This window comes from Burkholderia sp. MS455, assembly GCF_016899445.1.
GTDB classification, from domain to species: domain Bacteria; phylum Pseudomonadota; class Gammaproteobacteria; order Burkholderiales; family Burkholderiaceae; genus Burkholderia; species Burkholderia pyrrocinia_C.
Genome location: NZ_CP041779.1, coordinates 2,522,154 through 2,548,037, shown reverse-complemented (window position 1 = coordinate 2,548,037; position 25,884 = coordinate 2,522,154). Strand labels below are relative to the sequence as shown.

Below are 25,884 nucleotides of genomic sequence, written 5' to 3'. Positions count from 1 at the left end.
CAGCCCGGGCTGGCGTGACGCCGCGCGGGCGGGGTTGCGCCGGCGCGACAGTCGTGCGGCCGGCGCCGGCCTTGCACACCGGCCGCGGATTCCCCGTTATGCTGACCGTTCCGCGAACAAAAACGAGGAGCGTGCAATGTCCGTCCGTCTGGCCGTCATCTGTGCGCTGGCGCTGACTGCGCCCGGCGCGTTCGCCCAACCGCTGCCGCCGGGGCAACAGCCGCCCGCGCAGGCAGCGCTCGCCAATCCCGCGTCGGTCAACTGCGAGAAGCTCGGCGGTCGCCACGTGATCCGCAGCCTGCCGAGCGGACAGGTCGGGATGTGCATGTTCAAGGATGGCCGCGTGTGCGAGGAGTGGGCGCTGTACCGCGACGACCGCTGCGTCGGCGGCGTCGCGCCGAAGCGTGTGTCGAATTGATGCCGAACTGACCGGGCCCGGCCGATCCTGCCCCGGATCGGCCGCCGGCCGTGCGCCGCGTCCGGCGTGTCCGTAAGCCTCTTGTTATACTCGGCGCCGCCCGGGGACGACCCCGGGGCATTCGCTTCAACGGGGACGGCCCCATCCGATCCGGAGTACGTCGCGATGGCGTGGGTATTGTTGTTGATTGCCGGTTTGCTGGAAGTGGCCTGGGCGGCCGGCATGAAATCGTCGGACGGCTTCACGAAGCTCGGCCCGTCAGTGTTTACGATCGTGACGGCGCTGGCCAGCTTCGGGCTGCTCGCGGTCGCGATGCGCCAGTTGCCGCTCGGCACCGCGTACGCGGTGTGGACGGGCATCGGCGCGGTCGGCGCGTTCGTGTTCGGCATCGTGATGATGGGCGAGGCGCTGACCGTCGCGCGCGTCGCGAGCGCTGCGCTGATCGTCGCCGGGCTGATCGGCCTCAAGCTGTCGTCGGCCGCCTGACGACGGAGTCCCGGACGCGCTGCGCCCGGGCACTGCACTGCGGAATTGCGCCGGCTGCCCGGTTAGCCTGTCTATAATGGAACGCATTCGGGCCTGAATGTCGTTGTGCCGTTCGCGGCCTGCGGCGCCGGTCGCCACGCGCCGCGCGGCCGGTCTGACCGACCCGATCCGATCGATCGGCAAAGCGCACGGAAAGTGCAAGGAGAGGGCCATGATCGAAGCCATTTCGCTCGGCGCGGGGCTCGCGTGGGCGAGCGGGCTGCGCCTGTACCTGACGGTGCTGATCGCCGGCGTGCTGGCGCGGGTCGGCTGGCTCCACCTGCCCGACACGCTGGCCGTCCTGATGTCGCCGTGGGTCATCGGCGCCGCCGCCGTGCTCACCGTCACCGAATTCCTTGCCGACAAGATCCCCGCGTTCGACTCGCTGTGGGATGCCGTGCATACCTTCATCCGCATCCCGGCCGGCGCCGTGCTCGCAGCCGGCGCGCTCGGCCATGCCGATCCGACCGTGCTCGCCGTCGCGGGCCTTGCAGGCGGTTCGCTCGCCGGCGCCGCGCACGTGGCGAAGGCCGGTACACGCGCGCTGATCAACCTGTCTCCCGAACCGATTTCGAACTGGGTTGCGTCGTCGACCGAGGACGGCCTCGTGGTCGGCGGGCTCGCGCTCGCATTCTTCGTCCCGCTCGCGTTCCTCGTGCTGCTCGCGGCCTTCGTCGCCGCTTCGGCCTGGGCGCTGCCGCGCCTGTGGCGCGGCGTGTCGGGCGGTTTTCGCGGGATGGCGAACCACATGGTGTCGCGGCTCAACTCGATCGGGGGTAAGCGCGATTGAAGGGGCTGCAACACGCGGCGCAGCCGCCGGCCGGGCAACCCGGCCATGACATGCCCGCGCATGCCGGCCGCTTCGGCCTGCGCGACCTGATCCGCCAGGCCGTACGGATGACCGCGCGCGACTGGCGCGCGGGCGAGTTGACGCTGCTCGTACTCGCACTGGTGCTCGCGGTCGCGGCACTGACGAGCGTCGGCTTTCTCGCCGACCGGCTGCGCCAGGGGCTCGAGCGCGACGCGCGCCAGATGCTCGGCGCGGATTTCGTCGTGCGCGCCGACCGTCCCGTCGATCCGTCGTTCGACCGTCAGGCCCGCGCGCTCGGCCTGCGTACCGCGACGACCGCGATTTTCCCGAGCATGATCGCGTCCGCCGCGGGCGGGCAGACGGCCGACGCAGCGCCCGCGCGCCTCGCGGCCGTGAAGGCCGTGTCGCCCGGATATCCGCTGCGCGGTGCGGTCGAGATCCTGCCGGCCGGCGCCGCCGCCGCGCACAAGGCGACAGCGATTCCCGCACCCGGCACCGTGTGGGCCGACCCCGCGCTGCTCGACGCGCTGCACCTGAAGGCGGGCGATACGGTGCGTGTCGGGCTGCGCACGTTCACGGTCGCAGCGTCGATCTCCCGCGAACTCGATCGCGGCTTTTCGTTCGTCAATTTTTCGCCGCGGCTGATGATGCGCGCGGACGAACTCGCCGCGACGGGGCTCACGGGTTACGGCAGCCGCGTCACGTACCGGCTGCTGGTCGCCGGCGATGCGCAGGCCGTCGCGCGCTTCGAAACCTATGCGCACGAGCGCGTCGATGGCGGGAAGCTGCGCGGCGTCGGTCTCGAGTCGTTGCAGGAAGGCCAGCCGCAGGTGCGGCAGACGCTGGATCGCGCGCGCCATTTCCTGACGCTCGTCGCGCTGCTGACCGCGCTGCTCGCGGCGGTCGCGATCGCGATGGCCGCGCAGCGCTACATGCGGCGCCATCTCGACGGCTGTGCGACGATGCGCTGCCTCGGCGTGAGCCGCCGCACGCTCGGCGCACTGTTCGCGCTCGAATTCGTCGGCATCGGGATCGTGTCGGGCGCCGCGGGCGCGGTGCTCGGCTACGGCGGCCACTGGGCGTTGCTGGCCGCGCTCGGCGGCCTGATCGAAGTCGTGCTGCCGCCGCCCACGCTGTGGCCGGCGCTCATCGGCGTGGGGGCCGCGCTCGTGCTGCTGCTCGGCTTCGCGCTGCCGCCGCTCGTGCCGCTCACGCGCGTGCCGCCGGTGCGCGTGCTGCGCCGCGAATGGGGCGATGCGTCGCGCACCGCGTGGGCCGCGTATGCGGTCGGCGTCGTGCTGTTCGCGGGGCTGCTGATCGCGGCCGCCGGCGACCTGAAGCTCGGCCTGATCGTCGCGGGCGGCTTCGCCGGCGCGCTGGTCGGTTTCGCGCTGATCGCGCGGCTCGTGCTGTTCGCCGCCGCGCGCGCGGTGCGCAACGCGCGCGTGGCCGCGGGCGTCGGCTGGCGCTATGCGCTCGCGTCGCTGCACCGGCGCGGCACGGCCAGCGCGCTGCAGATCACCGCGCTCGCGCTCGGCCTGATGTGCCTGCTGCTGATCGCGATCACGCGCAACGACCTCGTCGCGGGCTGGCGGCAATCGACGCCGCCCGATGCGCCGAACCAGTTCCTGATCGACATTCAGCCCGACCAGCGCGACGACGTCGCGGCCTATCTGGCCGCGCACGGCGTGCGCGACGCGGTGCCCGCGCCGATGGTGCGCGGCCGCCTCGTCGCGATCAACGGCAAGCCGGTGAATCCGGACGCCTACCCGTCCGACGAGGCGCGCCGGCTCGTCGATCGCGAGTTCAACCTGTCGTATACGACCGAGCTGCCGTCCGACAACCGGATCGTCGCAGGCGACTGGTTCGGCACCGCGGCCGCGCCGCAGATCTCGATCGAGGCCGGCCTCGCGAAGATGCTGAACGTGAAGCCGGGCGACACGCTGCGCTTCGACGTGACGGGGCTGACGGTCGACGCGCCGATCACGAGCGTGCGCAAGCTCGACTGGGGCACGTTTCGCGTCAACTTCTTCGTGCTGATGCCGCCGCGGGTGCTGAAGGATTTCCCGGCCGTCTACCTCACGAGCTTCCATCTGCCTGCATCCGACGCCGCGTTGCTCGATCCGCTGATCGCGCGCTACCCGAACCTGACCGCGATCGACGTCGCGCCGATCCTCGCGCAACTGCAGCGGATGATGCTGCAGGTGGTCGGCGCGGTGCAGTTCCTGTTCGCGTTCACGCTGGCGGCCGGCGTGCTCGTGCTGTACACGGCGCTCGCCGGCTCGCGCGACGAGCGGGTGCGCGAGGCCGCGCTGCTGCGCGCGCTCGGCGCGTCGCGCGCGCAGGTCAATGCGGTGCAGCGCGCGGAATTCGTCGTGGTCGGCGCGCTGTCCGGCGCGCTGGCGTCGGCGGGCGCGATCGCGGTCGGCTGGGTGCTCGCGTCGCGCGTGTTCGATTTCCGGCTCGCCGTCGATCCGTGGCTCGTGCCGGCCGGCATCGCGGCCGGCGTCGCGTGCGCCGGTGCGGCCGGCTGGCTGAGCCTGCATAATGTGTTGCGGCGCCCCGCGCTGCAGTCGCTGCGCGACGCATGAGTGTCGCCGGCGGCCCCGAAGATCCCGTTTTCCGACTATCCGTATGACCGATGTGAATGACGATGCGCCGTCGCAGCCGACGGCGTTCGAGCTCGTGGGCGGCGAAGCCCGCGTGCGCGAAATGGTGGACCGCTTCTACGACCTGATGGACCTCGAGCCCGAGTTCGCGCAGATTCGCGCGCTGCACCCGGCATCGCTCGACGGTTCGCGCGACAAGCTGTTCTGGTTCCTGTGCGGCTGGCTCGGCGGGCCCGACCACTACATCGACCGGTTCGGCCATCCGCGGCTGCGCGCGCGGCACCTGCCGTTCCCGATCGCGTCGGTCGAGCGCGACCAGTGGCTGCGCTGCATGGCGTGGGCGATGGAGGATGTCGGGCTGCCCGAGCCGCTGCGCGAGCGGCTCATGCATTCGTTCTACGACACGGCCGACTGGATGCGCAACCGGCCCGGTTGATCGACCGGTACGCCGCTGCCCGCGCGCGGGACGATCTGCGTCTGGGCGCGCGCGCCGCGCGGCGCGACACTGGCCGTTTCCCGCAATCGATACGAGGCTCGCCCGATGACGACACAAGCGCTGTTTCGCGAAGACGCGTATCTCACGCGGTGCGACGCGATCGTTCAGGCCGTCGGCGACGACGGCATCCGGCTCGACCGCACCGTGTTCTATCCGCTCGGCGGCGGCCAGGCCGGCGACACCGGCACGCTGACCCTGCCCGACGGCAGCACGATCGGGATCGCTGATACCCGCAAGGCAAGGTTCGACGGCGCGACGCCCGACGACGCCTTGCACGTGCCGGCACCGGGGCAGGAGGCGCGCGTCGCGACGCTCGTGCCCGGCACACGCGTGGTCGCGGAGATCGACTGGCTGCGCCGCTACCGGCACATGCGCCTGCATACGGCCGCGCACCTGATGTGCGCGGTGCTGCCGTACGCGGTCGACGGCTGCAGCGTGACGGCCGACTATGTGCGGCTCGATTTCGCGACGTCCGAAGCGATCGACCGCGACGACGTCGAGCGGCGCCTCGCCGGCCTGGTCGCCGGCGCGCATCCGGTCACGACCGAATGGATTACCGACGACGAGATGGCCGAGCGGCCCGAACTCGTGCGCACGATGAGCGTGAAGCCGCCGATGGGCCTCGGCCGCGTGCGGCTGCTGCGCATCGAGCAGGTCGACCTGCAGCCGTGCGGCGGCACGCACGTGCGCAACACGTCGGAAATCGGCGACCTGCGCGTCGCGAAACTTGAAAAGAAGAGCGCGCGCACGCGGCGCCTCGTACTGGAGTTTGCATGACGATCGACACCGGGGCGGCGGCCGCGGCGGCGCTGGATCCGCAAGCGCGCGAGATTCTGGATTTCTGGTTCGGCGAACCGGGCTCGGCCGAATTCGGGCAGGAACGCAAGATCTGGTTCAACGGCGGCGCGGCGTTCGACGACGTGCTGCGCACGCGCTACGGCGCGCTGCTCGACGCCGCGTGCGATGGCGCATGCGATCACTGGGCCGGTTCGCCGGAGGGTGCGCTTGCGTTGATCGTCGTGCTCGACCAGTTCTCGCGCAACATCCATCGCGGCACGCCGCGCGCGTTTGCCGCCGATCCGAAGGCGCTCGCGCTCGCACGCCGCGTCGTCGCGGCCGGCTGGGATGCGCAACTGCCGAGCGGCCATCACCGCGCGTTCGCGTATCTGCCGTTCGAGCACGACGAGTCGATCGAGAGCCAGCGCGAGGCCGTGCGCCTGTGCGCGGGCATTCGCGGCGAGGCAGGGTGCGAGAGTTATCACCGCTTCGCGTTGCGGCATGCGGCCGTGGTCGAGCGCTTCGGCCGCTTTCCGCACAGGAACGCGATTCTCGGCCGTGAGTCGACCGATGAGGAGACGGCGTTTCTTCGCGAACCCGGTTCGTCGTTCTGATGATCCGGGCGGTCGCGTGAGTGACGAGGAGGGGGCAAGCCCGCAGATTCGCGCGGTTGCGTTGGCGATCGGCGAAACTGGCCGGCGGCGCTGCTCGGGCGGCCGGTCTCAACCTTTTTGCCGGAGATGAAGTCGGGCAAGACGGCGCGTCGCGCCGTCTTGCGTCACTGCAGGTGCTGTTCGGGCGTGCGCACGTAGACGCGCAGCAGTTCTTCGTTGTCGCCCGGGCGCGCGCCCGTCCAGAACAGTTTCCATTCGCTGCCTGGCGCCGGATCGACGGCCCGCACGCCCTGGACGATCATCCACGTGCAGCGCGTCGTCTTCGCGTCGTCGATCGGCGTGTGCTGGATGCCGGAGAAGTAGTACAGCATCGGCGCTTCCGATTCGCCGAGCCCGTGCAGGCTCGCCATGCAGTCGCCGTCGTTCCATTCGAGCGCGAGATGCGCGTTCAGGTCGTCGAACACCGAGCGGTAGCTCTTCGCGACGTCGAGCCACGGCAGCAGCAGCGTATAGACGAGCCCCCACGCGACGACTGCGCCGGCGCCCCACGACAGCGCGCCGCGCCAGAGGCCCGTCGTGCGCAGCTTCGGCAGCAGCGTCAGCCAGCCGACCGTCAGCGCGAGCGCACCGACCACAAGCGCGGGCTCGATCGGCATCGTCCAGTCGAGCGGCAGCCAGCGGCCGAGCAGCGCGAGATCTGCGCGCGACGCGGCCGGATCGGCCATTACTGCCCAGATGCCCCAGGCGAGTGCGGCGGCCGTACCGAACAGCACGCGGCTGAAGTAATCCCACGCGAGATGCAGCGTGCGCGGAATGCGTTCGATCGCCTGCGCGGCGACCAGCGCGAGCGGCGCGAAGAACGGCAGGATGTAGAGCTGGCGCGACGTTGCGGACACCTGCAGCACCACGAGCCCGACGCCGGCGAACAGCACGGGCAGCGCGATGCGCGGCATGCGCCAGTCGCGCCACGCACCGCGCGCGAGCGCGACGATCGTGAGCGGCGCGACCGGGAAGCCGACGAGCAGGAATGCACGCAGGATGAAGAAGGGCTTGTCGTTTTCCGCGCCGAGTTCGGGGACGGAGAAGCCGAAGAAGCGGCCGACGTTATTGTCCCAGAACCACGTCATGAACAGCGTCTCGGAACGCAGGAACAGCGCGGTCGGCCAGATCAGCGCGAACGGCGCGAACACGAGCGCGGCGACGCCGAGTGCGCGCGCGAACGAGCGGGTGCGGCAGGCCGGGTACAGCACCAGCGCGCCGACGAGCGTGGCCGCGAACACGAGCGGCACGAACAGCCCCTTCGCCATCAGCGCGATGCCGACGCCCGCGCCGAAGATCGGCGCGGCCCAGCGGCCCGACGGCCGGACCGGCAGCCCGTGCCGCATCTGCTGCGCGTGCGCGACGTGCCGCATCACGAGTTCGAGCAGCCCGCAGAAGCCCATTGCCGTGCCGGCGAACAGCGCGACGTCCGTCATCATGTCGTGCATGTGCTTGATGACGACGAGCGTGCCCGCGCTCAGCACGACGGGACCGATCACACGCAGGTCGAACCAGTTGTCCGCGCGGTTGGCGATGCGCGCCGCGCGCGCGATGAAGCCGAACGCGAGTACGGCGAACAGCGCGCTCGCGAGCCGTGCCGCGTCGTGCAGCGGCATCACGCGCTGCAGCAGCCACGCGAGGCTGGTCGCGACCCACGCGTAAAGCGGCGGTTTTTCCATGAACGGCAGGCCGGCATTGGTCGGCACGACGAAATCGCCGGTCTCGAGCATGTGCTGGATGATGCCGAACGTGTAGGTTTCGTCCTGTTTCCACGGATCGTGGCCGAGCACGCCGGGCAGCACATACGCGCAGACCAGCGCAGCGGCGAGCAGCCACGCGCGCCAGCCGAGCAGGAGCGAGCGGTCGCGCGCGGTGCTGGTCGCGGCGGTCGCGGCCATGACGGGCGTGCCGGCGGCTTCAAGCGTCGCGGTAAGGTCGGCGTCGGCGGTTGAGCGGGTGTGCGGGGCCGGAGCGGGCACCGACGTGCGTCGCCGGCCGGGCGCTGCGGTTCCAGGCATGGAAAAGATCTCGGGTCGAGTCGAGCCGGTTCGGCGACATGGGCCGGACCGATAAGGGCCACATCATGGTGGCAAGAAAACAGGCGTTTACGGCGCCTGTCTGGCTGGCCGCTAGTAAATCACGGAACTGTTACGAATGTTTACTGAAACCGTCACGAAATTGTGGAGATTTGTGGCGCCGTGACGACAGGTCGCTTCGGGTGACGGTTTTGATGTGCCGCGCGTGCGGTTACCGGCCGCCGCCGACGTCGAGCAGGGCGCCCGTCGTGTAGGACGCCGCGTCGCCGAGCAGCCAGACGATCGCTTCGGCGATTTCGTGCGCTTCGCCCGCGCGGCCGAGCGGCGTCTGCGCGCCGAGGCGGGCAGCACGACCCGGCTGGCCGCCGCTCGCGTGGATTTCGGTCTCGATCAGGCCGGGGCGCACCGCGTTGACGCGCACGCCGTGCGGGCCGAGTTCCTTTGCAAGACCGATCGTCAGCGAATCGACCGCGCCTTTCGAGCCCGCGTAGTCGACGTATTCGTTCGGCGAGCCGAGCCGCGAGGCGATCGACGAGACGTTGACGATCGCGCCGCCCTGGCCGCCGCGGTCGGTGGACAGCCGGCGCGCGGCTTCGCGCGCGCACAGGTACGCGCCGAGCACGTTGGTGTCGAACATCCGCCGCAGCCGGTCGGCCGGCATGTCGGCGAGCGGCATCGACGGCGCAACGATGCCCGCGTTGTTGACGAGCGCGTCGAGGCGTCCGAACGCGGCCGCGACGGTGTTGAACATCGCGACGACGTCGGCTTCGTTCGCGACGTCGCCCGCGACGACGCACGCACGGCCGCCCGCATCGCGGACGGCCTGCGCGGTGCGTTCGGCTGCCGCCGCGTCGCGCGCGTAGTTGATGCCGACGTCCCAGCCGCGTTCGGCCGCGAGCACGGCGGTCGCGCGGCCGATGCCGCGGCTCGCGCCGGTGACGAGGACGGCCTTGCGGCCGGACGGTGCGGTCATCGCGTGCGGCTCCCGGGGACGGTTACTTCGCTGCGTCGGGCGCCCACTTGTCGCGGGCGGGCGGTTGATAGCGGCGCAGCCGCTCGATCAGTTCGACCGGTTCCGAATCGACGCACAGCGCGTCGAAATAGGCCGGGCGCATGAAACCCTCGTCGACCGTATGACGCAGCAGGGCGATCAGCGGATCGTAGAACGAATCGATGTTGTAGAGCGCGACGGGCTTGCGGTGATAGCCGAGCTGCGCCCACGTGTAGACCTCGAAGAGCTCCTCGAGCGTGCCGGCGCCGCCGGGCATCGCGACGAACGCGTCCGAGAGGTCGGCCATCATTTTCTTGCGGTGGTGCATGTCGGGCACGACGTGCAGTTCCGACAGCCCCGTATGGCCGACTTCCTTGTCGACGAGCAGTTCGGGGATCACGCCGACCGCACGGCCGCCGGCCGCCATCACTTCGTCGGCGATCACGCCCATCAGGCCGACACGGCCGCCGCCGTACACGAGCGTCAGGCCCGCACCGACGAGCGCGCGGCCGAATGCGCGCGCGGCGTCGGCATAGACGGGCCGCACGCCGGACGACGAGCCGCAGTAAACGCAGACTGCCTTCATTGCTTGGAATCCTTGGCGGGGGCCTGCCCAACGGCGACCGGCCCGCCGGCGGGGCGCGGCGACCCGTCGCGCGGCGGCAGGTAGTCGGTGAACTGGCGCTTCGGCAGCTTGCCGGAGACCAGGTCGTCGAACAGCTGGCGCGAACGGCCGCGCAGGTACGGCGCCATCACGGAGATCACGTGCATGCTGACCTGGTGCAGTTCCTCGCGAATCGCGTCCTGGTCGTTGTACTTGCGCGGATGCATCACGTACTGATACGACAGCCAGTACGTCGAAATGACGGCCATGTTGGTGGCGATGACTTCGATCTCGGCGGGCGTCGCGACCATCTCGGCGTCGGACACGAGCAGCTCGCACATCTCGCGCGCGAAGCGCACCTTGTGGCTGATGATCTGCTTGAAGTGCGTCTCGAGCGTGCGGTTGCGGGCGAGCAGGTCGTTGAGGTCGCGATACAGGAACCGGTAGGTCCACATGAAATCGGCCATGTACTGCAGGTACGACCAGGTTTCGTCGATCGTCGGACGATGATCTTCGGGAAAGCGCAGCCGCCGTTCGATCTGCTGCTCGAACTGCGCGAAGATGCTGTTGATGATGTCGTCCTTGTTGCGGAAATGGTAGTACAGGTTGCCTGGACTGATTTCCATTTCCTCGGCGATCGTCGTGGTCGTGACGTTCGGCTCGCCGATCTCGTTGAAGAGTTTCAACGACAACTCGAGAATCCGTTCGCGGGTGCGGCGGGGAGGTTTCGCTTCCATGTCGTCCGGCCCTGTGTGTGCCGGACTGGCGGGCGCTGCAATCGATGCTGCGGGATTCGTCCGGCGCGGGTTGCTGTTCTATGTCTGGCGGACGATTATAAACCGGGGTTTCGCCACATCGGGCGCATTTCGTGATCGCGGCCCCGTGCGACGGATGGTGCAGCGCCGCACGCAGGCGATGCGCAACGCGCGCGGCGGGCAGCCGGCTAGAAGCCGAGCCAGCGCGCGACGGCCGGGCCGAGCACGAAGCCCCAGGTCGTCACGCACGCGAACAGCGCGACCGTCACGGCCGCGCTGCCGAGGTCCTTCGCGCGCTTGGAGAGTTCGTGGCGTTCGAGCGAGATGCGGTCGATCGCGGCCTCGACGCTCGAGTTCAGCAGTTCGACGATCAGCACCAGCAGCACCGAGGCGATCAGCAGCGCGCGCGATGCGGCCGGCACCGGCGCGAACGCGCCGATCGGGAGCATCAGCGCGGCGAGCGTGAGCTCCTGGCGAAACGCGCTCTCCTCGCGGATCGCGACACGAAAGCCGTTCAGCGAATGCTTGAGTGCGTACCATGCGCGCGTGATGCCGCGGTGGCGCTTGTACGGATTCGGCGGCAGCGGCGTCAGTTGATCGTCGGGGCCGAGCGGCTCGGACGCGTGCGCGTCCGTGTCGCCATGCGGCTCCTCCTCGTCGAACGGGCGGTGCCGTTGCTGCGTTGCGGCGGGGGGCGGGGTCTTGTCGTTCAGGTCTCGTTTCAAACGGCGGCACCTTCGGCTGGCGAGTACGCGGTTTTCGGCAGCGGCTTCAGATGCGATGCGAACTGCTCGGACGCCGCGCGCCACGAGAAGCGTTCCGCCCACGCGCGCGCGGTCGTGCGTTCGATCTTCAGCGCTTCGAGGCAGGCTTCCTGCAGGTCCTCGTGCATCGCACCGGCGTCGCCGCCGCTGAGCACGTCGATCGGGCCCGTGACGGGATACGCGGCAACCGGCGTGCCGCACGCGAGCGCCTCGAGCAGCACGAGGCCGAACGTGTCGGTGCGACTCGGGAACACGAACACGTCGGCCGCAGCATACACCTTCGCGAGTTCGGCCTGTGACAGCACGCCGAGATAGTTCGCCTCCGGATAGCGCGACTTCAGTTCCGCGAGCGCGGGGCCTTCGCCCGCGACCCACTTCGAGCCGGGCAGGTCGAGACGCAGGAACGCCTCGACGTTCTTTTCGATCGCGACACGGCCCACGTACAGGAAGATCGGCCGCGCGGTGTTGAGCACCTTCGACTCCATCGGGCGGAAGATGTCGAGATCGACGCCGCGGGTCCACAGCACGACGTTCGTGAAGCCGAACTTCTCGAGGTCTTCCTTGACGACCGGCGTCGGCGCCATCACCGCGAGCGACGGGCCGTGGAACCAGTGCAGGAAGCGGTAGGTCGCGGCCAGCGGAATGCCGAAGCGCGCCTGCACGTATTCCGGAAAGCGCGTGTGATACGCGGTCGTGTACGGCAGTTTGCGCGAGCGCGCATAGCGTCGCGCGGCGAGGCCGAGCGGGCCTTCGGTCGCGATGTGCAGCGCGTCGGGCGCGAACGCGTCGATCCGTGCGCGCAGCTTGCGGTACGGCAGGATCGACAGGCGGATCTCGGGGTAGGTCGGGCAGGGTACCGTGCGGAATTCCAGCGGCGTCAGCAGTTCGACGCGGTGGCCGAGCGCAGTGAGTTCGCGCGAGGTGCTCTTCAGCGTGCGCACGACGCCGTTGACCTGCGGTTCCCACGCGTCGGTGACGATCATGATCTTCATCGCGGCATTGTCCTGTAAGTAGGGTTGTGTCAGGCAGTGGCCTTGGCCTTGCGCGACGTGGTCTCCGACGGTGCGGTGCGCATCACCGTCCAGTAGACGATCTTCAGTTCGCCTTCCATCGTTTCGACGAGCGCGGACAGGCTTTCGACCCAGTCGCCGTCGTTGCAGTACAGCACGCCGTCGATGTCGCGGATCTCCGCCTTGTGGATGTGACCGCACACGACGCCGTCGCAGCCGCGGCGGCGCGCCTCGTCGGTCATCACGGTCTCGAATTGCGAGATGAAGTTGACCGCGTTCTTGACCTGGTGCTTCAGGTACTGCGACAGCGACCAGTACTGGAATCCGAGCCGGCTGCGGATCCGGTTGAACCAGCGGTTCAGCACGAGGATCAGCGTGTAGAGCGTATCGCCGAGATACGCGAGCCATTTCGCGTGCTGGATCACGCCGTCGAACAGGTCGCCGTGCACGATCCACAAACGTTTGCCCGCGAGCGTCGTGTGGAACGCCTCGCCGCGCACCTGGATATCGCCGAACGCGAGGTCGCAGAACTGCCGCGCGCCTTCGTCGTGGTTGCCGGGGATGTAGACGACCTGCGTGCCCTTGCGCGCCTTGCGCAGGATCTTCTGCACGACGTCGTTGTGCGCCTGCGGCCAGTACCAGCCTTTCTTCAACTGCCAGCCGTCGATGATGTCGCCGACGAGGTACAGGTATTCCGAATCGTTGTGACGCAGGAAGTCGAGCAGGTACGGCGCCTGGCACCCGCTCGAGCCGAGGTGGATGTCGGACAGCCAGATGGTGCGGTAGCGATGCGCGGACGGGTCGGGGTCGTCGTGCCGCGTGGCGTGTACGGCAGGTGGTTCTTGCGACGCCAGGCCATCGGTTGCGCCCGAGCCGGACAGGAAAGCGGTGGCGGCGCGAGCGCCGAGCGGGTGACGGAACAGGGAGGTCGCGGACGGTTTCTGGCCCATGCATGACTCGCGCCGGTTGACATTACCGGCATTCCGCCATGCGGGCGTGACTGTGCCATGACAGTCACGAGACGTTCTTATTACGACCTATGCAGGGTGTTTAGCAGTGAATGAAAGGCGTTGCGTAATCTGCCGCACCGAACGGTCGGCGGTTGTCCGGCAGGCGCGTCGGGCGACGCGGGAAAGGCTTGGGCGAACTGATTTCGTCTGGCGAATGTGGCGCGTCAGCGCGGCATGGCGACGACGCGCGTGCGCGCGATCCGGTCGTGCGGAAACTGGCGGCCGGCGTGCAGCCGGGCGGCGCCGGCCCACGCGACGATCCACGCGGCGGTGAGCGCCAGCGTGACCGGCACCGACAGGCCGAGGAGCGGATGCAGCGCGAGCGGCGGCAGGAACCACAGCCAGCCGAGCGCATAGCGCACGAGCGCATGGCCGGCGCTCAGCGGCCGGCCGCTCGACGATTCGAGCCGCAGCCGCCAGGTCTTCATCGGCAGCGTCTGGCCGCCGTGGGTCCAGAACCAGACGAAATACGCGCCGACGACGAGCGCGATCCACGCGGCGAGCAGGTTGTGATGGACTAGGCCGTTGCGCTGCTGCGTCGCGAGACTGAACGCGAGCCCCGCGAAGAACACGACGCCGAACAGCAGCACGCCTTCGTAGAGCAGCGCGGCGAGGCGCCGCCGCACCGACGGCGCGGCGGCCGGAGTCTCGGGTGCGCGGGCGTTCGCCACGGCCGCTCAGGAGCCCCTGAACAGCGAAGGCGCGTCGGCGGGCGACACCGGTGCCACCGCAGCGGGCACCGACGCGGCGCCGGCCGTCGACGACGCGGGCACCGGCGGCACGGAGGCGCTGGCCGAGGCGGGCGCCGGTGCGGGGGCTGCACCGCTTGCCGGGTGCTCGTGCGAATTGACGAGGCGGCGAACGTCACGGTCGGCGACGGTCGGCGGCGCGCTGACGACGCTCGGCCGGCGGCGGCGCTCGGCAGCCGCGAGACGTTCCTTCTGTTCCTCGGGGAGTTGCTGGTAGGCCTTCCACGCGCGCTCGCGCGCCTGCGCGGAAAGCTCCTTCGCGCTCTGGTAGTTCTCGCGCGCGACGCGGCGCTGCTCGGGCGTCATCCGCGCCCATTCGGACATCCGGTCCTGCAGGCGTTTTTGGTCATCCGGCGTCAATTTCGCGAAACGCGACGCGATCTTCAGCCATTTTCGCTTGCGGGCGTCGCTGAAGCCGTCCCACTGGTCGGCGAACGGCGCGAGTGCCGCGTGCTGCGCCGGCGTGAGGCGCGCCCACGACAGCGGACCGGTGGCGGCCGGCAGCGGCAGTGGCAGTGGCGGGAGGTCGGCGGTCAGCCCGGTCGCGGCCGATGCGGGCGCGGCAGGACTGGTAGCCGCGACGGTAGTCGTCGCGGGGGGCGGGTGGAATCGCGAATACGTGGCGACGTAGGAAACGGCGATCGCGATCACGCATCCGAAAAATACGGCCAGGCCGCGCTTCTGACTCACCCGTGCGATCCCCTCGTTATTGTCTGTTAGCGAGCGTGCGAAAGATACGCGTTGAACCCGTGATCGAGATACGCGTTGAGCGGCAGGTCGTCGCTGAGCATCGCCGCGTCGATGTCGGCGAGTTCGGCGGTGCGCTGCATGTCTTCCCAGTAGGCGATGCCGATGAGCCCCGCGAGCAGCAGTGCGAGCGGCCACGCGCGCAGCAGGCGGCGCGCGAACGACGCGTACGGGCGGCCGGCCTGCGGGCGGCTCGTGGGCGCCGGGCCGTAGGCACCGGCCGCGCCGGCGAAGGCCGGCACGAACACCGGCGCGGTCGCGGGCTCGGGCTTCTTGCGCGCGAGCGCAGCCCGGCGGGCGACGGCCAGCCGATCGGTGGTCGCGGCAGGCAGTGCGGCCGCGCGCTCGTCCAGCGCGCGGCGCACCTTCAGCGCGAATTCGTGTTCTCGGTTTGCGGGAGCGGAGCTCATAGCGTGATTCCTTTGGCCTTGAGCGCTTGCGCCAGGGTGTGGGTGGCTCGTGAGCAGTGCGTCTTGACGCTGCCTTCGGAGCACCCCATTGCGGCGGCAGTCTCGGCGACATCCATATCTTCCCAATAACGCATCAGGAACGCTTCCCGTTGACGCGCCGGAAGTTTCTGGATTTCTTCGTCGATCAGGGCCAGAACCTGCTCTCTTTCGAGGCGGTGCTCGCTGCTCTCGACGCCCGCGTTGTCGTTCGCGGATTCGAGCGTTTCGAGGGGGTCGAAGTCTTCGTCGTCGGTGTTGTTCAGCGACGAGAAGAGCGTGACCCAGGTGTTGCGAACCTTCTGCCGGCGGAACCAGTCGTGGATCGCGTTCTGCAGGATCCGCTGAAAAAGCAGCGGCAGTTCGGCCGCCGGCCGGTCGCCGTATTTTTCGGCCAGCTTGATCATCGCGTCCTGCACGATGTCGAGCGACGCATCGTCGTCACGCACCGCGTACGCAGCCTGCTTGAACGCGCGCCTTTCGACGCCCGCCAGAAAGTCGGCGAGTTCCTTGTCTGATGCCATTCCGTGAAGGTATGCGCTGCGGGCCGCTGCGTGGTGTAAAAGGTCGAAAAATTTCGTAAAACCCGCGGATGCTAACAAATTTTCGCTCTGGTTGGCACCGGGTTGGGCGCCGCGCGTTGCGCGCGAGCCGCGGCGGTGGGGTGCCGGGCGGCGCGCATGATGCGGTGCGGGATATTTTGCTTGACGACCTAATCACGACCCGCTATCGTCAGCGATTCGCAACATGAAGTGATGGTCTCATTTGAGGCTGGCCCAAGAAGCCCGCCCTTCAAACTGGACGCGCCGCTTGAACCCGAGCCACAAGCCCGGCAGAGAGCACCCGATCAATTTTTTGCCGAAAATTCGAAAGGTCAAAATGAACATGCCCAGCGCGGAATTCTCCACGTCGGAACCCCTTTCCCCTCCCGATAGCGACTCCATCGGCGCCACCGTGCTCATGAAGGCACTGGCCGACGAGAACGTCGAATTCATCTGGGGCTACCCCGGCGGCTCGGTTCTCTATATCTACGACGAGCTTTACAAGCAGGACAAGATTCAGCACGTGCTGGTGCGCCATGAACAGGCGGCCGTGCACGCAGCCGATGCGTATGCGCGTTCCACCGGCAATGTCGGCGTCTGCCTCGTGACGTCGGGCCCGGGCGTCACCAACGCGGTGACCGGCATCGCGACGGCTTACATGGATTCGATCCCGATGGTCGTGATCAGCGGCCAGGTGCCGACTGCCGCGATCGGCCAGGACGCATTCCAGGAGTGCGACACGGTCGGCATCACGCGCCCATGCGTGAAGCACAACTTCCTCGTGAAGGACGTGCGCGACCTCGCGGAAACCGTCAAGAAGGCGTTCTATATCGCCCGCACCGGCCGTCCGGGCCCGGTGCTGATCGACATTCCGAAGGACATCTCGAAGACGCCGTGCCAGTACGAGCCGGTCAAGAGCGTGTCGCTGCGTTCGTACAACCCCGTTACGAAAGGCCATTCGGGCCAGATCCGCAAGGCCGTGTCGCTGCTGCTGACGGCGAAGCGTCCCTATATCTACACGGGCGGCGGCATCATCCTCGCCGACGCGTCGCGCGAACTGAACCAGTTCGCGGACCTGCTCGGCTACCCGGTCACGAACACGCTGATGGGCCTCGGCGGCTATCGCGCGTCGGACAAGAAATTCCTCGGCATGCTCGGCATGCACGGCACCTACGAAGCGAACATGGCGATGCAGCACTGCGACGTGCTGATCGCGATCGGTGCCCGCTTCGACGACCGCGTGATCGGCGACCCGGCGCACTTCGCGTCGCGTCCGCGCAAGATCATCCACATCGACATCGACCCGTCGTCGATCTCGAAGCGCGTGAAGGTCGACATCCCGATCGTCGGCGACGTGAAGGAAGTGCTGAAGGAGCTGATCGAGCAACTGCAGACGGCCGAGCATGGCCCCGACACCGAGGCGCTCGCGCAATGGTGGAAGGACATCGAGGGCTGGCGCGCGAAGGACTGCCTGAAGTTCGACCGCGAAAGCGAGATCATCAAGCCGCAGTACGTGGTCGAGAAGGCGTGGGAGCTGACGGACGGCAATGCGTTCGTGTGCTCGGACGTCGGCCAGCACCAGATGTGGGCCGCACAGTTCTACCGCTTCAACAAGCCGCGTCGCTGGATCAACTCCGGCGGCCTCGGCACGATGGGCTTCGGCCTGCCGGCAGCGATGGGCGTCAAGATGGCGCACCCGGACGACGACGTGCTGTGCATCACGGGCGAAGGCTCGATCCAGATGTGCATCCAGGAACTGTCGACCTGCCTGCAGTACGACACGCCCGTGAAGATCATTTCGCTGAACAACCGCTACCTCGGCATGGTTCGCCAGTGGCAGCAGATCGAATACAGCAAGCGCTATTCGCATTCGTACATGGATGCGCTGCCCGATTTCGTGAAGCTCGCCGAAGCGTACGGCCATGTCGGCATGCGGATCGAAAAGACCTCGGATGTGGAGCCGGCGCTGAAGGAAGCGCTTCGCCTGAAGGATCGCACCGTGTTTCTCGACTTCCAGACCGATCCGACCGAAAACGTCTGGCCGATGGTACAGGCCGGCAAGGGCATCACCGAGATGCTGCTCGGATCGGAAGATCTGTAACGGCGCGACGCGCGCTTGAGCCCGATGCGGCCGCCTTCACGAAGGGCGGTGCGGCACGCGGCGGCGCGCGGCGCGAGTGAATCGACACGGACACATTCTGGAAGAAGCGAACATGAGACACATCATTTCCGTCCTGCTGGAGAACGAACCGGGCGCGCTGTCGCGCGTGGTCGGTCTGTTTTCCGCACGCGGCTACAACATCGAAACCTTGACGGTGGCGCCGACCGAAGACCAATCGCTGTCGCGGCTCACCATCGTTTCCATTGGCTCCGACGACGTGATCGAACAGATCACGAAGCATCTGAACCGCCTGATCGAGGTGGTGAAAGTGGTGGACCTGACCGACGGTGCACACATCGAACGCGAGCTGATGCTGATCAAGGTACGTGCAGTGGGCAAGGAGCGCGAAGAAATGAAGCGGATGTCGGACATTTTCCGCGGCCGCATCATCGACGTGACCGAAAAGACCTACACGATCGAATTGACGGGCGCGAGCGACAAGCTCGACGCATTCATCCAGGGGCTGGACGCGAGCGCGATCCTCGAGACCGTGCGTACCGGCAGCTCCGGCATCGGACGCGGCGAGCGCATCCTGAAGGTTTGATGCCGAAAATGCCGAAGAGGCACGCCGGGTGCGCCGTCATGTCCCGGCTCGCAGTACTCCATCCGAACGAATTGTTGAATTTTTGAATTAGCGAAGGAACCATCATGAACGTTTTCTACGACAAAGACGCCGACCTCTCCCTCATCAAGGGCAAGCAAGTCACGATCATCGGCTACGGCTCGCAAGGCCATGCACACGCGCTGAACCTGAAGGAAAGCGGCGTGAACGTGACGGTCGGCCTGCGCAAGGGCGGCGCGTCGTGGAGCAAGGCCGAAAACGCCGGCCTGTCGGTCAAGGAAGTCGCGGAAGCGGTGAAGGGCGCGGACGTCGTCATGATGCTGCTGCCGGACGAGCAGATCGCCGACGTGTACGCGAAGGAAGTGCACGCGAACATCAAGCAGGGCGCGGCGCTCGCGTTCGCGCACGGTTTCAACGTCCACTACGGCCAGGTGATCCCGCGCGCCGACCTCGACGTGATCATGATCGCGCCGAAGGCACCGGGCCACACCGTGCGCGGCACGTACTCGCAAGGTGGCGGCGTGCCGCACCTGATCGCGGTTGCGCAGAACAAGTCGGGCGCGGCACGCGACATCGCGCTGTCGTACGCGGCGGCGAACGGCGGCGGCCGTGCAGGCATCATCGAGACGAACTTCCGTGAAGAAACCGAAACCGACCTGTTCGGCGAGCAGGCCGTGCTGTGCGGCGGTACCGTCGAGCTGATCAAGGCAGGTTTCGAGACGCTGGTCGAAGCAGGCTACGCGCCGGAAATGGCGTACTTCGAGTGCCTGCACGAACTGAAGCTGATCGTCGACCTGATCTACGAAGGCGGCATCGCGAACATGAACTACTCGATCTCGAACAACGCCGAGTACGGCGAGTACGTGACGGGCCCGCGCGTCGTCACGGAAGAGACGAAGAAGGCGATGAAGCAGTGCCTGACCGACATCCAGACGGGCGAGTACGCGAAGAGCTTCATTCTCGAGAACAAGGCAGGCGCTCCGACGCTGCAATCGCGCCGCCGCCTGACGGCCGAGCACCAGATCGAGCAGGTCGGCGCGAAGCTGCGCGCGATGATGCCGTGGATCGCGAAGAACAAGCTCGTCGACCAGACGAAGAACTAAGCACCGCGTGCTGTTCCGGCCCTTCGAGTGGAGGGTCGGCATCAAAAAGCCGTCCGAAGGCAGCAGTGCCCCGGGCGGCTTTTGTTATGCTACGGGCTTTGCAATTCACCGAACACAGAACGAATCCATGAACTATCCTCATCCGATCATCGCGCGCGAAGGCTGGCCGTTCATCGCGATTGCTGCCGTCATCGCGCTGTTGATCCACGCCGTCGGGGGCTTCGGCTTCGCGTGGCCGTTCTGGCTGCTGCTCGCCTTCGTCGTCCAGTTCTTCCGCGATCCGCAGCGCCCGATCCCGGCGCAGCCGAACGCGGTGCTGTGCCCGGCGGACGGCCGCATCGTCGCGGTCGAGACCTCGCAGGATCCGTACGCGAACCGCGAAGCGCTGAAGATCAGTGTGTTCATGAATGTCTTCAACGTCCATTCGCAGCGTTCGCCGGTCGATGGCGCGATCACGAAGGTCGAGTACTTCCCGGGTGCGTTCCTGAACGCGGCGATCGACAAGGCGTCGACCGAGAACGAGCGCAACGCGGTCGTGATCCAGACGGCGAGCGGCAAGACCGTCACCGCCGTGCAGATCGCGGGTCTCGTCGCCCGCCGGATTCTCTGCTACGTGCGCGCCGGCGAACCGCTGTCGCGCGGCCAGCGCTACGGTTTCATCCGCTTCGGTTCGCGCGTCGACGTATACCTGCCGATCGGCAGCCGCGCGAAGGTGTCGATCGGCGAGAAGGTCTACGCGTCGTCGACGATCCTCGCCGAGCTCGAACAGTAAGCGGCGGGGCGCACGATGGCCGCATTCAAACCGCGCCGGTCGCGCAACGGCACCAGCCAGACGCCACGCCCGTTCCGCCGCAACAAGGGGATGGCGCCCGATCCGGTGCCCATCGAGAGCCGCCGCGCTTCGCGCCAGCGGTTCCTGAAGACGCGCGGCATCTACCTGCTGCCGAACGCGTTCACGACCGCCGCGCTGTTCTGCGGCTTCTTCGCGGTCGTGCAGGCGATGAACGTGCGTTTCGAGATCGCCGCGATCGCGATTTTCGTCGCGATGGTGCTCGACGGGATGGACGGGCGCGTCGCGCGCATGACGCATACGCAGAGCGCGTTCGGCGAGCAGTTCGACAGCCTGTCGGACATGGTGTCGTTCGGCGTCGCGCCCGCGCTCGTGATGTACGAGTGGGTGCTGAAGGATCTCGGCCGCTGGGGCTGGCTCGCCGCGTTCGTCTACTGCTCGGGCGCCGCGCTGCGCCTCGCCCGCTTCAATACGAACATCGGCGTCGTCGACAAGCGCTTCTTCCAGGGGCTGCCGAGCCCGGCCGCCGCCGCGCTGATCGCGGGCTTCGTATGGCTCGCGACCGACAACCGCGTGCCGATGAAGCTCGGCTGGCTGCCGTGGGTCGCGTTCGTGCTGACGATCTATGCGGGCGTGACGATGGTGTCGAACGCGCCGTTCTACAGCGGCAAGGCGCTCGACGTGCGGCACCGCGTTCCGTTCGCGGCGATCCTGCTCGTCGTCGTCGCGTTCGTGCTCGTGTCGTCCGACCCGCCGCTGATGCTGTTCTGCCTGTTCGTGCTGTACGGGTTGTCCGGCTACGTGTTCTGGGCCTACATGGCGATCCGCGGGCGCGCGAATCCGGCGCGCTCGTCGCAGCGCGATCACTGACGCACGATTTGCCCTAAAACGGCGACCGCGAGGCCGCCGTTTTCATTTGCCCCTTTTTCAAGCCGGGCCGCCGGACCCCGGGGTGCCGTCCGATTGCGCGCCCAGCGGAATGTCGCTATAGTCTTCGGCATGACTGCATTTTCCCGCCTCTCCCTCCTTCTAGCCGGTGCGCCGCTACGCGCGCTAGCTTTGGCGCGCCTGCCGCGCTGACCGTTCCCGCCCTCCGTCAAGCCTCGTCTGTTGTTGAGCGTCGCCAGCGGTGGCGCGATCTCATTACGTTTGACTTCCGTATAAAAAGCCCTGGAGCCCCCCATGACAGACAAGCTGATCATTTTCGATACGACGTTGCGTGACGGCGAGCAATCGCCCGGCGCGTCGATGACGAAGGAAGAGAAAATCCGCATCGCGAAGAACCTCGAGCGGATGAAGGTCGACGTGATCGAGGCCGGCTTCGCGGCCAGCTCGAACGGCGATTTCGACGCGATCCACACGATCGCCGGTCTCGTGAAGGACAGCACGATCTGTTCGCTGGCGCGGGCCAACGACAAGGACATCCAGCGCGCGGCCGACGCACTGAAGCCGGCCAACAGCTTCCGGATCCACACGTTCATCGCGACGTCGCCGCTGCACATGGAAAAGAAGCTGCGGATGACGCCCGACCAGGTGTTCGAGCAGGCACGCCTCGCGGTGCGTTTCGCACGCAAGTTCACCGACAACATCGAATTCTCGCCGGAAGACGGCAGCCGCTCCGACCTGGATTTCCTGTGCCGAGTGCTGGAAGCCGTGATCGCCGAAGGCGCGACGACGATCAACATCGCCGATACGGTCGGCTACGGCGTGCCGGAGCTCTACGGCAACCTCGTGAAGACGCTGCGCGAGCGCATTCCGAACTCGGACAAGGCGATCTTCTCGGTGCACTGCCATAACGACCTCGGGATGGCCGTCGCGAACTCGCTCGCGGGCGTGAAGATCGGCGGTGCGCGTCAGGTCGAGTGCACGATCAACGGTCTCGGCGAGCGCGCGGGCAACACGTCGCTCGAAGAGATCGTGATGGCCGTGAAGACGCGCAAGGATTACTTCGGCCTCGACGTCGGCATCGACACAACGCAGATCGTGCCGACGTCGAAGCTCGTGTCGCAGATCACCGGTTTCGTCGTGCAGCCGAACAAGGCGGTGGTCGGCGCGAACGCATTCGCGCACGCGTCGGGCATCCACCAGGACGGCGTGCTGAAGGCACGCGACACCTACGAGATCATGCGCGCGGAAGACGTGGGCTGGTCCGCGAACAAGATCGTGCTCGGCAAGCTGTCGGGCCGCAACGCGTTCAAGCAGCGCCTGCAGGAGCTCGGCGTGTCGCTCGACAGCGAAGCGGAACTGAACGCCGCGTTCATGCGCTTCAAGGATCTGGCCGACCGCAAGGCCGAGATCTTCGACGAGGACATCATTGCGATCGTGTCCGAGGAATCTGCATTCGCGCACGAGCAGGAACACTTCAAGTTCGTGTCGCTGTCGCAGCGTTCGGAAACGGGCGAGCAGCCGCAGGCGAAGATCGTGTTCGCGGTCGAAGGCAAGGAAGTGACCGGCGAGGCGCGCGGCAACGGTCCGGTCGATGCGACGTTCAACGCGATCGAGGGCGAAGTCGGCAGCGGTTCCGAACTGCTGCTGTACTCGGTGAATGCAATCACGACCGGCACGCAGGCGCAGGGCGAAGTGACCGTCCGGCTGTCGAAGAGCGGGCGGATCGTCAACGGCGTCGGCACCGATCCGGACATCGTTGCCGCGTCCGCCAAGGCGTACATCTCCGCGCTGAACAAGCTGCATTCGAAGGACGACAAGCTCAACCCGCAGCGCTCGTAAGCGCCGCGCGCTGCGCATCACCGAAACGCCCCGTGCGGCCCTGCGCCGCCGGGGCGTTTTTTCATCTGCCGCTCATTCGGCGGCCGGTGCGCGGAACAGCCAGCGGCGCGCGGCCGGGCGGGGCGCCGGGCTGCGTCGGCGGAACTCGACCGCGATCCCGCGCCGCGGCGCATCGGCGACGAACGCGTCGAGCAGTTCGAGCACGTCGTGATCGATGTAGTCGGCGCGCGTCGCGTCGATGATGACCGCCGCCCGGTCCGGAATGTGCCGCAGGTGGTGTTTGACCTGCACCTTGCCGAGAAACGACACGTCCTTGCGGAACGACAGCAGGAAGTGATCGTCGTGTTGCGCGAGCGTGACGGGGCTCTTCAGGTTCGCGGCGGCGACCGCCAGCACGCTGCATGCGAGGCCGAGCGCGATGCCGAACAGCAGGTCGACCGCGAGCACGCCGGCGATCGTCGCGGCGAACGGCACGAACGCGGCCGGCCCCTGCTTCATCACCGAGCGGAACAGCGCCGGTTTCGCGAGCTTGAAGCCCGTGTGGATCAGGATCGCGGCGAGGCTCGCGAGCGGGATCAGATTGATCAGGCCGGTGAGTGCGAACACGCTCGCGAGCAGCAGCATCCCGTGGACGATTGCCGACATCCGGCTTTGCGCGCCTGCATTGACGTTGACCGAGCTGCGCACGATCACCGAGGTGATCGGCAGGCCGCCGAACGCGCCCGCGACGAGATTGCCGACGCCCTGGGCCTTCAGTTCGCGGTCGGGCTGGGTCGGCCGGCGCTTCGGGTCGATCTGCTCGACCGCTTCGAGGCTCAGCAGCGTCTCGAGGCTCGCGACGACCGCGAGCGTGATCGCGACGCGCCACACGTCAGGATTGACGAGCTGCGCGAAGTTCGGGCCAAGCTCCGCGTGCTTGAGCGATGCCGCGAAAGCCGCGAACGATCCGAGCTCGGGCAGCGTCACGCGATGGGCGGCGCCCGGCGCGACCGACGGCGCGACGAGGCCCAGCACGAGCGTCGCGCCGATGCCCAGCACGACGACCGCGAGCGGTGCGGGCACCGAACGCACCAGCGCGAAGCGGCGCAGCGCGGGCGTGTCCCACGCGACCAGCAGTGCGAGCGATGCGAGCGCGATGGCCGTGGCGGCCCACGCGACCGGCAGGCCCGGCCAGTTCGCAAACGATTGCGCGCCCGAGCCGCCGATGCCGAACGCGAACGGAATCTGCTTCACGATCAGCAGCAGGCCGATTGCGGCGAGCATGCCCTTGATGACGGGCGACGGCACGTAGGCGGCGAAGCGGCCGGCGCGCAGCATGCCGAATCCGAACTGCAGCACGCCGGACAGCAGCACCGCGAGCAGGAATGCGGAGAAGCTGCCGAGTTGCGCGATCCCTTCGACGACGATCACGACGAGGCCGGCGGCCGGCCCGCTGACGGACAACGACGAGCCGCTCAGCAGCGCGACGACGATGCCGCCGACGATGCCGGATACGAGCCCGGCGAACGGCTCGACGCCGGATGCATTGGCGATGCCGAGACAGAGCGGCAGCGCGACGAGGAAAACGACGATGCCGGCGACGATGTCGCGCGGCAGGGTGGACAGGCGCTCGTTCAGTTTCATGGTTGGGGCGATTTCATTGGCGTAGGGGACGGGGGAATCAGCCGAGCGCGGCGGCCGTAGCGGCCTGCGCGGGCTCGACATTGGCAGGCGGCGTCGCGTAGCCGGAATCGAGTTCCTGCAGGCGGCCGTCGGCGAGCGAAAAGATCCAGCCGTGCACGAGCGGCGGCCGTTCCCGGCCGCGCACGATCGGCGACGCGCGCAGCAGCCGTACTTGTTCGAGCACGTTCAGCTCGGCGAGGCGGTCGGCGGCGGCCGTGTCGTCGAGCCCGTCGAGCGTGTCGCGATGGCGCCGCGCGAGCGCGCAGAGCGGTGCGATGCGGCGTGCGACGTGCGGCAGCTCGGACGGCGGCGGCAGCAGAGACGCACGCACGCCGCCGCACCCGTAGTGCCCGCACACGATCACGTGGTCGACCTGCAGTACGCGCACCGCATACTCGAGCACGCTGGCGGAATTGTCGTCGTCGGGATGGAACAGGTTCGCGATGTTGCGATGGACGAACAGTTCGCCGGGTGCGCAGTGCGTGATGGTTTCGGCGGGCACGCGGCTGTCCGAGCATCCGATCCACAGCACGCGCGGATTCTGGCCGCGCGCGAGCGCGTCGAAAAAGCCGGGCGTGTGTTCGCGCGTCTCGCGGGCCCAGGCAATGTTGGCAACCAGCATGCTCTTGGGGCGGTTCATGAGGACTCCTTTATGACAAAGGCAAATAAATATCGGCCGAAATGGCGCAATAGGATTCTTTCTGAATTGAAAGGTTGAATTTCGACTGATATTAGGGGTATGCCCTAGCACTTCGGGTGTGTTGAAACAAATTGTTTCAAATTGGATTGGTGTAGTGCATTGCGTGCACCAACCCAACGCATGACATGCATTGCGCATGCCTGTTTTCGCGCAGAGGCCCTCATGACGGGGATTTCAGCTTATTGGCATCGGAATGTCATCGATCGGAAAAGATTTCCGTCGTATTTCCTGAATTA

Annotated in this window: 26 protein-coding genes; 13 read left to right on the top strand and 13 right to left on the bottom strand. The window is 67.6% G+C overall.

Annotated features, from left to right (window positions below; translation table 11 throughout):
* Positions 1–136: 136 nt before the first annotated feature.
* From FPJ27_RS30865 to FPJ27_RS30835, 7 genes are all read left to right on the top strand, one after another.
* Positions 137–418 (top strand): DUF333 domain-containing protein, encoded by a 282-nt coding sequence (locus FPJ27_RS30865; protein WP_072440740.1) that lies wholly within the window; start codon positions 137–139, stop codon positions 416–418.
* Positions 419–583: 165 nt separating this feature from the next.
* Complete coding sequence (gene sugE / locus FPJ27_RS30860; protein ID WP_034184858.1) at positions 584–904, top strand: quaternary ammonium compound efflux SMR transporter SugE; 321 nt, start codon at positions 584–586, stop codon at positions 902–904.
* Between the two features lie 211 nt (positions 905–1,115).
* Entirely contained in the window at positions 1,116–1,733 is a 618-nt protein-coding gene (locus FPJ27_RS30855) for a DUF4126 domain-containing protein (RefSeq protein WP_072440937.1), read from the top strand.
* Positions 1,734–1,783: 50 nt separating this feature from the next.
* Complete coding sequence (locus FPJ27_RS30850; protein WP_204423958.1) at positions 1,784–4,345, top strand: FtsX-like permease family protein; 2,562 nt, start codon at positions 1,784–1,786, stop codon at positions 4,343–4,345.
* 43 nt (positions 4,346–4,388) lie between these two features.
* Complete coding sequence (locus FPJ27_RS30845; RefSeq protein ID WP_017331548.1) at positions 4,389–4,799, top strand: group II truncated hemoglobin; 411 nt, start codon at positions 4,389–4,391, stop codon at positions 4,797–4,799.
* Between the two features lie 105 nt (positions 4,800–4,904).
* On the top strand, positions 4,905–5,636 hold the full coding sequence (locus tag FPJ27_RS30840; protein ID WP_072440738.1) for an alanyl-tRNA editing protein: 732 nt from the start codon (positions 4,905–4,907) through the stop codon (positions 5,634–5,636).
* Entirely contained in the window at positions 5,633–6,250 is a 618-nt protein-coding gene (locus FPJ27_RS30835) for a DUF924 family protein (protein ID WP_204423956.1), read from the top strand. The genes FPJ27_RS30840 and FPJ27_RS30835 overlap by 4 nt, the downstream gene beginning before the upstream one ends.
* 164 nt (positions 6,251–6,414) lie before the next feature.
* On the opposite strand, the gene FPJ27_RS30830 is transcribed toward FPJ27_RS30835, so the two are convergent.
* The 11 genes from FPJ27_RS30830 to FPJ27_RS30780 form a co-directional block, all read right to left on the bottom strand.
* Positions 6,415–8,307: a glycosyl transferase gene (locus FPJ27_RS30830; RefSeq protein ID WP_204423953.1), complete on the bottom strand. Its 1,893-nt coding sequence runs from the start codon at positions 8,305–8,307 to the stop codon at positions 6,415–6,417.
* Between the two features lie 229 nt (positions 8,308–8,536).
* Positions 8,537–9,298, bottom strand: a complete 762-nt coding sequence (locus FPJ27_RS30825; protein ID WP_204423950.1) for an SDR family oxidoreductase — start codon at positions 9,296–9,298, stop codon at positions 8,537–8,539.
* 22 nt (positions 9,299–9,320) lie between these two features.
* A complete protein-coding gene (locus tag FPJ27_RS30820) occupies positions 9,321–9,902 on the bottom strand; it encodes a TIGR00730 family Rossman fold protein (RefSeq protein WP_034184865.1) in 582 nt (193 codons plus the stop codon).
* Positions 9,899–10,657, bottom strand: coding sequence for a TetR/AcrR family transcriptional regulator (locus FPJ27_RS30815; protein ID WP_072440730.1), 759 nt, complete (start codon positions 10,655–10,657; stop codon positions 9,899–9,901). The genes FPJ27_RS30820 and FPJ27_RS30815 overlap by 4 nt, the downstream gene beginning before the upstream one ends.
* 206 nt (positions 10,658–10,863) lie before the next feature.
* Positions 10,864–11,400: a diacylglycerol kinase gene (locus FPJ27_RS30810; protein ID WP_204423948.1), complete on the bottom strand. Its 537-nt coding sequence runs from the start codon at positions 11,398–11,400 to the stop codon at positions 10,864–10,866.
* Positions 11,397–12,431, bottom strand: coding sequence for a glycosyltransferase family 1 protein (locus FPJ27_RS30805; RefSeq protein WP_072440726.1), 1,035 nt, complete (start codon positions 12,429–12,431; stop codon positions 11,397–11,399). The genes FPJ27_RS30810 and FPJ27_RS30805 overlap by 4 nt, the downstream gene beginning before the upstream one ends.
* 29 nt (positions 12,432–12,460) lie before the next feature.
* Positions 12,461–13,399: a UDP-2,3-diacylglucosamine diphosphatase gene (locus FPJ27_RS30800; RefSeq protein ID WP_072440724.1), complete on the bottom strand. Its 939-nt coding sequence runs from the start codon at positions 13,397–13,399 to the stop codon at positions 12,461–12,463.
* A gap of 224 nt (positions 13,400–13,623) precedes the next feature.
* Positions 13,624–14,130: an RDD family protein gene (locus tag FPJ27_RS30795; protein ID WP_204423945.1), complete on the bottom strand. Its 507-nt coding sequence runs from the start codon at positions 14,128–14,130 to the stop codon at positions 13,624–13,626.
* A 6-nt stretch (positions 14,131–14,136) separates the two neighbouring features.
* Positions 14,137–14,898: a DUF3106 domain-containing protein gene (locus FPJ27_RS30790; RefSeq protein WP_175962881.1), complete on the bottom strand. Its 762-nt coding sequence runs from the start codon at positions 14,896–14,898 to the stop codon at positions 14,137–14,139.
* 26 nt (positions 14,899–14,924) lie between these two features.
* Positions 14,925–15,365, bottom strand: coding sequence for a DUF3619 family protein (locus FPJ27_RS30785; protein ID WP_072440718.1), 441 nt, complete (start codon positions 15,363–15,365; stop codon positions 14,925–14,927).
* Positions 15,362–15,925, bottom strand: a complete 564-nt coding sequence (locus tag FPJ27_RS30780; RefSeq protein ID WP_175962883.1) for an RNA polymerase sigma factor — start codon at positions 15,923–15,925, stop codon at positions 15,362–15,364. The genes FPJ27_RS30785 and FPJ27_RS30780 overlap by 4 nt, the downstream gene beginning before the upstream one ends.
* A gap of 355 nt (positions 15,926–16,280) precedes the next feature.
* On the opposite strand from FPJ27_RS30780, the gene FPJ27_RS30775 reads away from it, so the two are divergent.
* From FPJ27_RS30775 to FPJ27_RS30750, 6 genes are all read left to right on the top strand, one after another.
* Positions 16,281–18,044: an acetolactate synthase 3 catalytic subunit gene (locus FPJ27_RS30775; protein ID WP_072440714.1), complete on the top strand. Its 1,764-nt coding sequence runs from the start codon at positions 16,281–16,283 to the stop codon at positions 18,042–18,044.
* A 112-nt stretch (positions 18,045–18,156) separates the two neighbouring features.
* Positions 18,157–18,648: an acetolactate synthase small subunit gene (gene ilvN / locus FPJ27_RS30770; protein WP_006750445.1), complete on the top strand. Its 492-nt coding sequence runs from the start codon at positions 18,157–18,159 to the stop codon at positions 18,646–18,648.
* 104 nt (positions 18,649–18,752) lie between these two features.
* Entirely contained in the window at positions 18,753–19,769 is a 1,017-nt protein-coding gene (gene ilvC, locus FPJ27_RS30765; protein WP_047898620.1) for a ketol-acid reductoisomerase, read from the top strand.
* A 127-nt stretch (positions 19,770–19,896) separates the two neighbouring features.
* Positions 19,897–20,541: a phosphatidylserine decarboxylase gene (locus FPJ27_RS30760; RefSeq protein WP_034184876.1), complete on the top strand. Its 645-nt coding sequence runs from the start codon at positions 19,897–19,899 to the stop codon at positions 20,539–20,541.
* 15 nt (positions 20,542–20,556) lie between these two features.
* Positions 20,557–21,429 carry a CDP-diacylglycerol--serine O-phosphatidyltransferase gene (gene pssA, locus FPJ27_RS30755; protein WP_034184877.1) on the top strand — a complete coding sequence of 291 codons (873 nt, stop codon included), beginning with the start codon at positions 20,557–20,559 and terminating at the stop codon, positions 21,427–21,429.
* Between the two features lie 312 nt (positions 21,430–21,741).
* Positions 21,742–23,286 carry a 2-isopropylmalate synthase gene (locus FPJ27_RS30750; RefSeq protein ID WP_034184878.1) on the top strand — a complete coding sequence of 515 codons (1,545 nt, stop codon included), beginning with the start codon at positions 21,742–21,744 and terminating at the stop codon, positions 23,284–23,286.
* A gap of 72 nt (positions 23,287–23,358) precedes the next feature.
* Here the strand turns inward: FPJ27_RS30750 and FPJ27_RS30745 are convergent, their stop codons facing one another.
* Together FPJ27_RS30745 and FPJ27_RS30740 are read right to left on the bottom strand one after the other, a co-directional pair.
* A complete protein-coding gene (locus tag FPJ27_RS30745) occupies positions 23,359–24,909 on the bottom strand; it encodes a SulP family inorganic anion transporter (RefSeq protein WP_204423943.1) in 1,551 nt (516 codons plus the stop codon).
* 37 nt (positions 24,910–24,946) lie between these two features.
* Positions 24,947–25,588: a carbonic anhydrase gene (locus tag FPJ27_RS30740; RefSeq protein WP_072440706.1), complete on the bottom strand. Its 642-nt coding sequence runs from the start codon at positions 25,586–25,588 to the stop codon at positions 24,947–24,949.
* Positions 25,589–25,884: the final 296 nt, after the last annotated feature.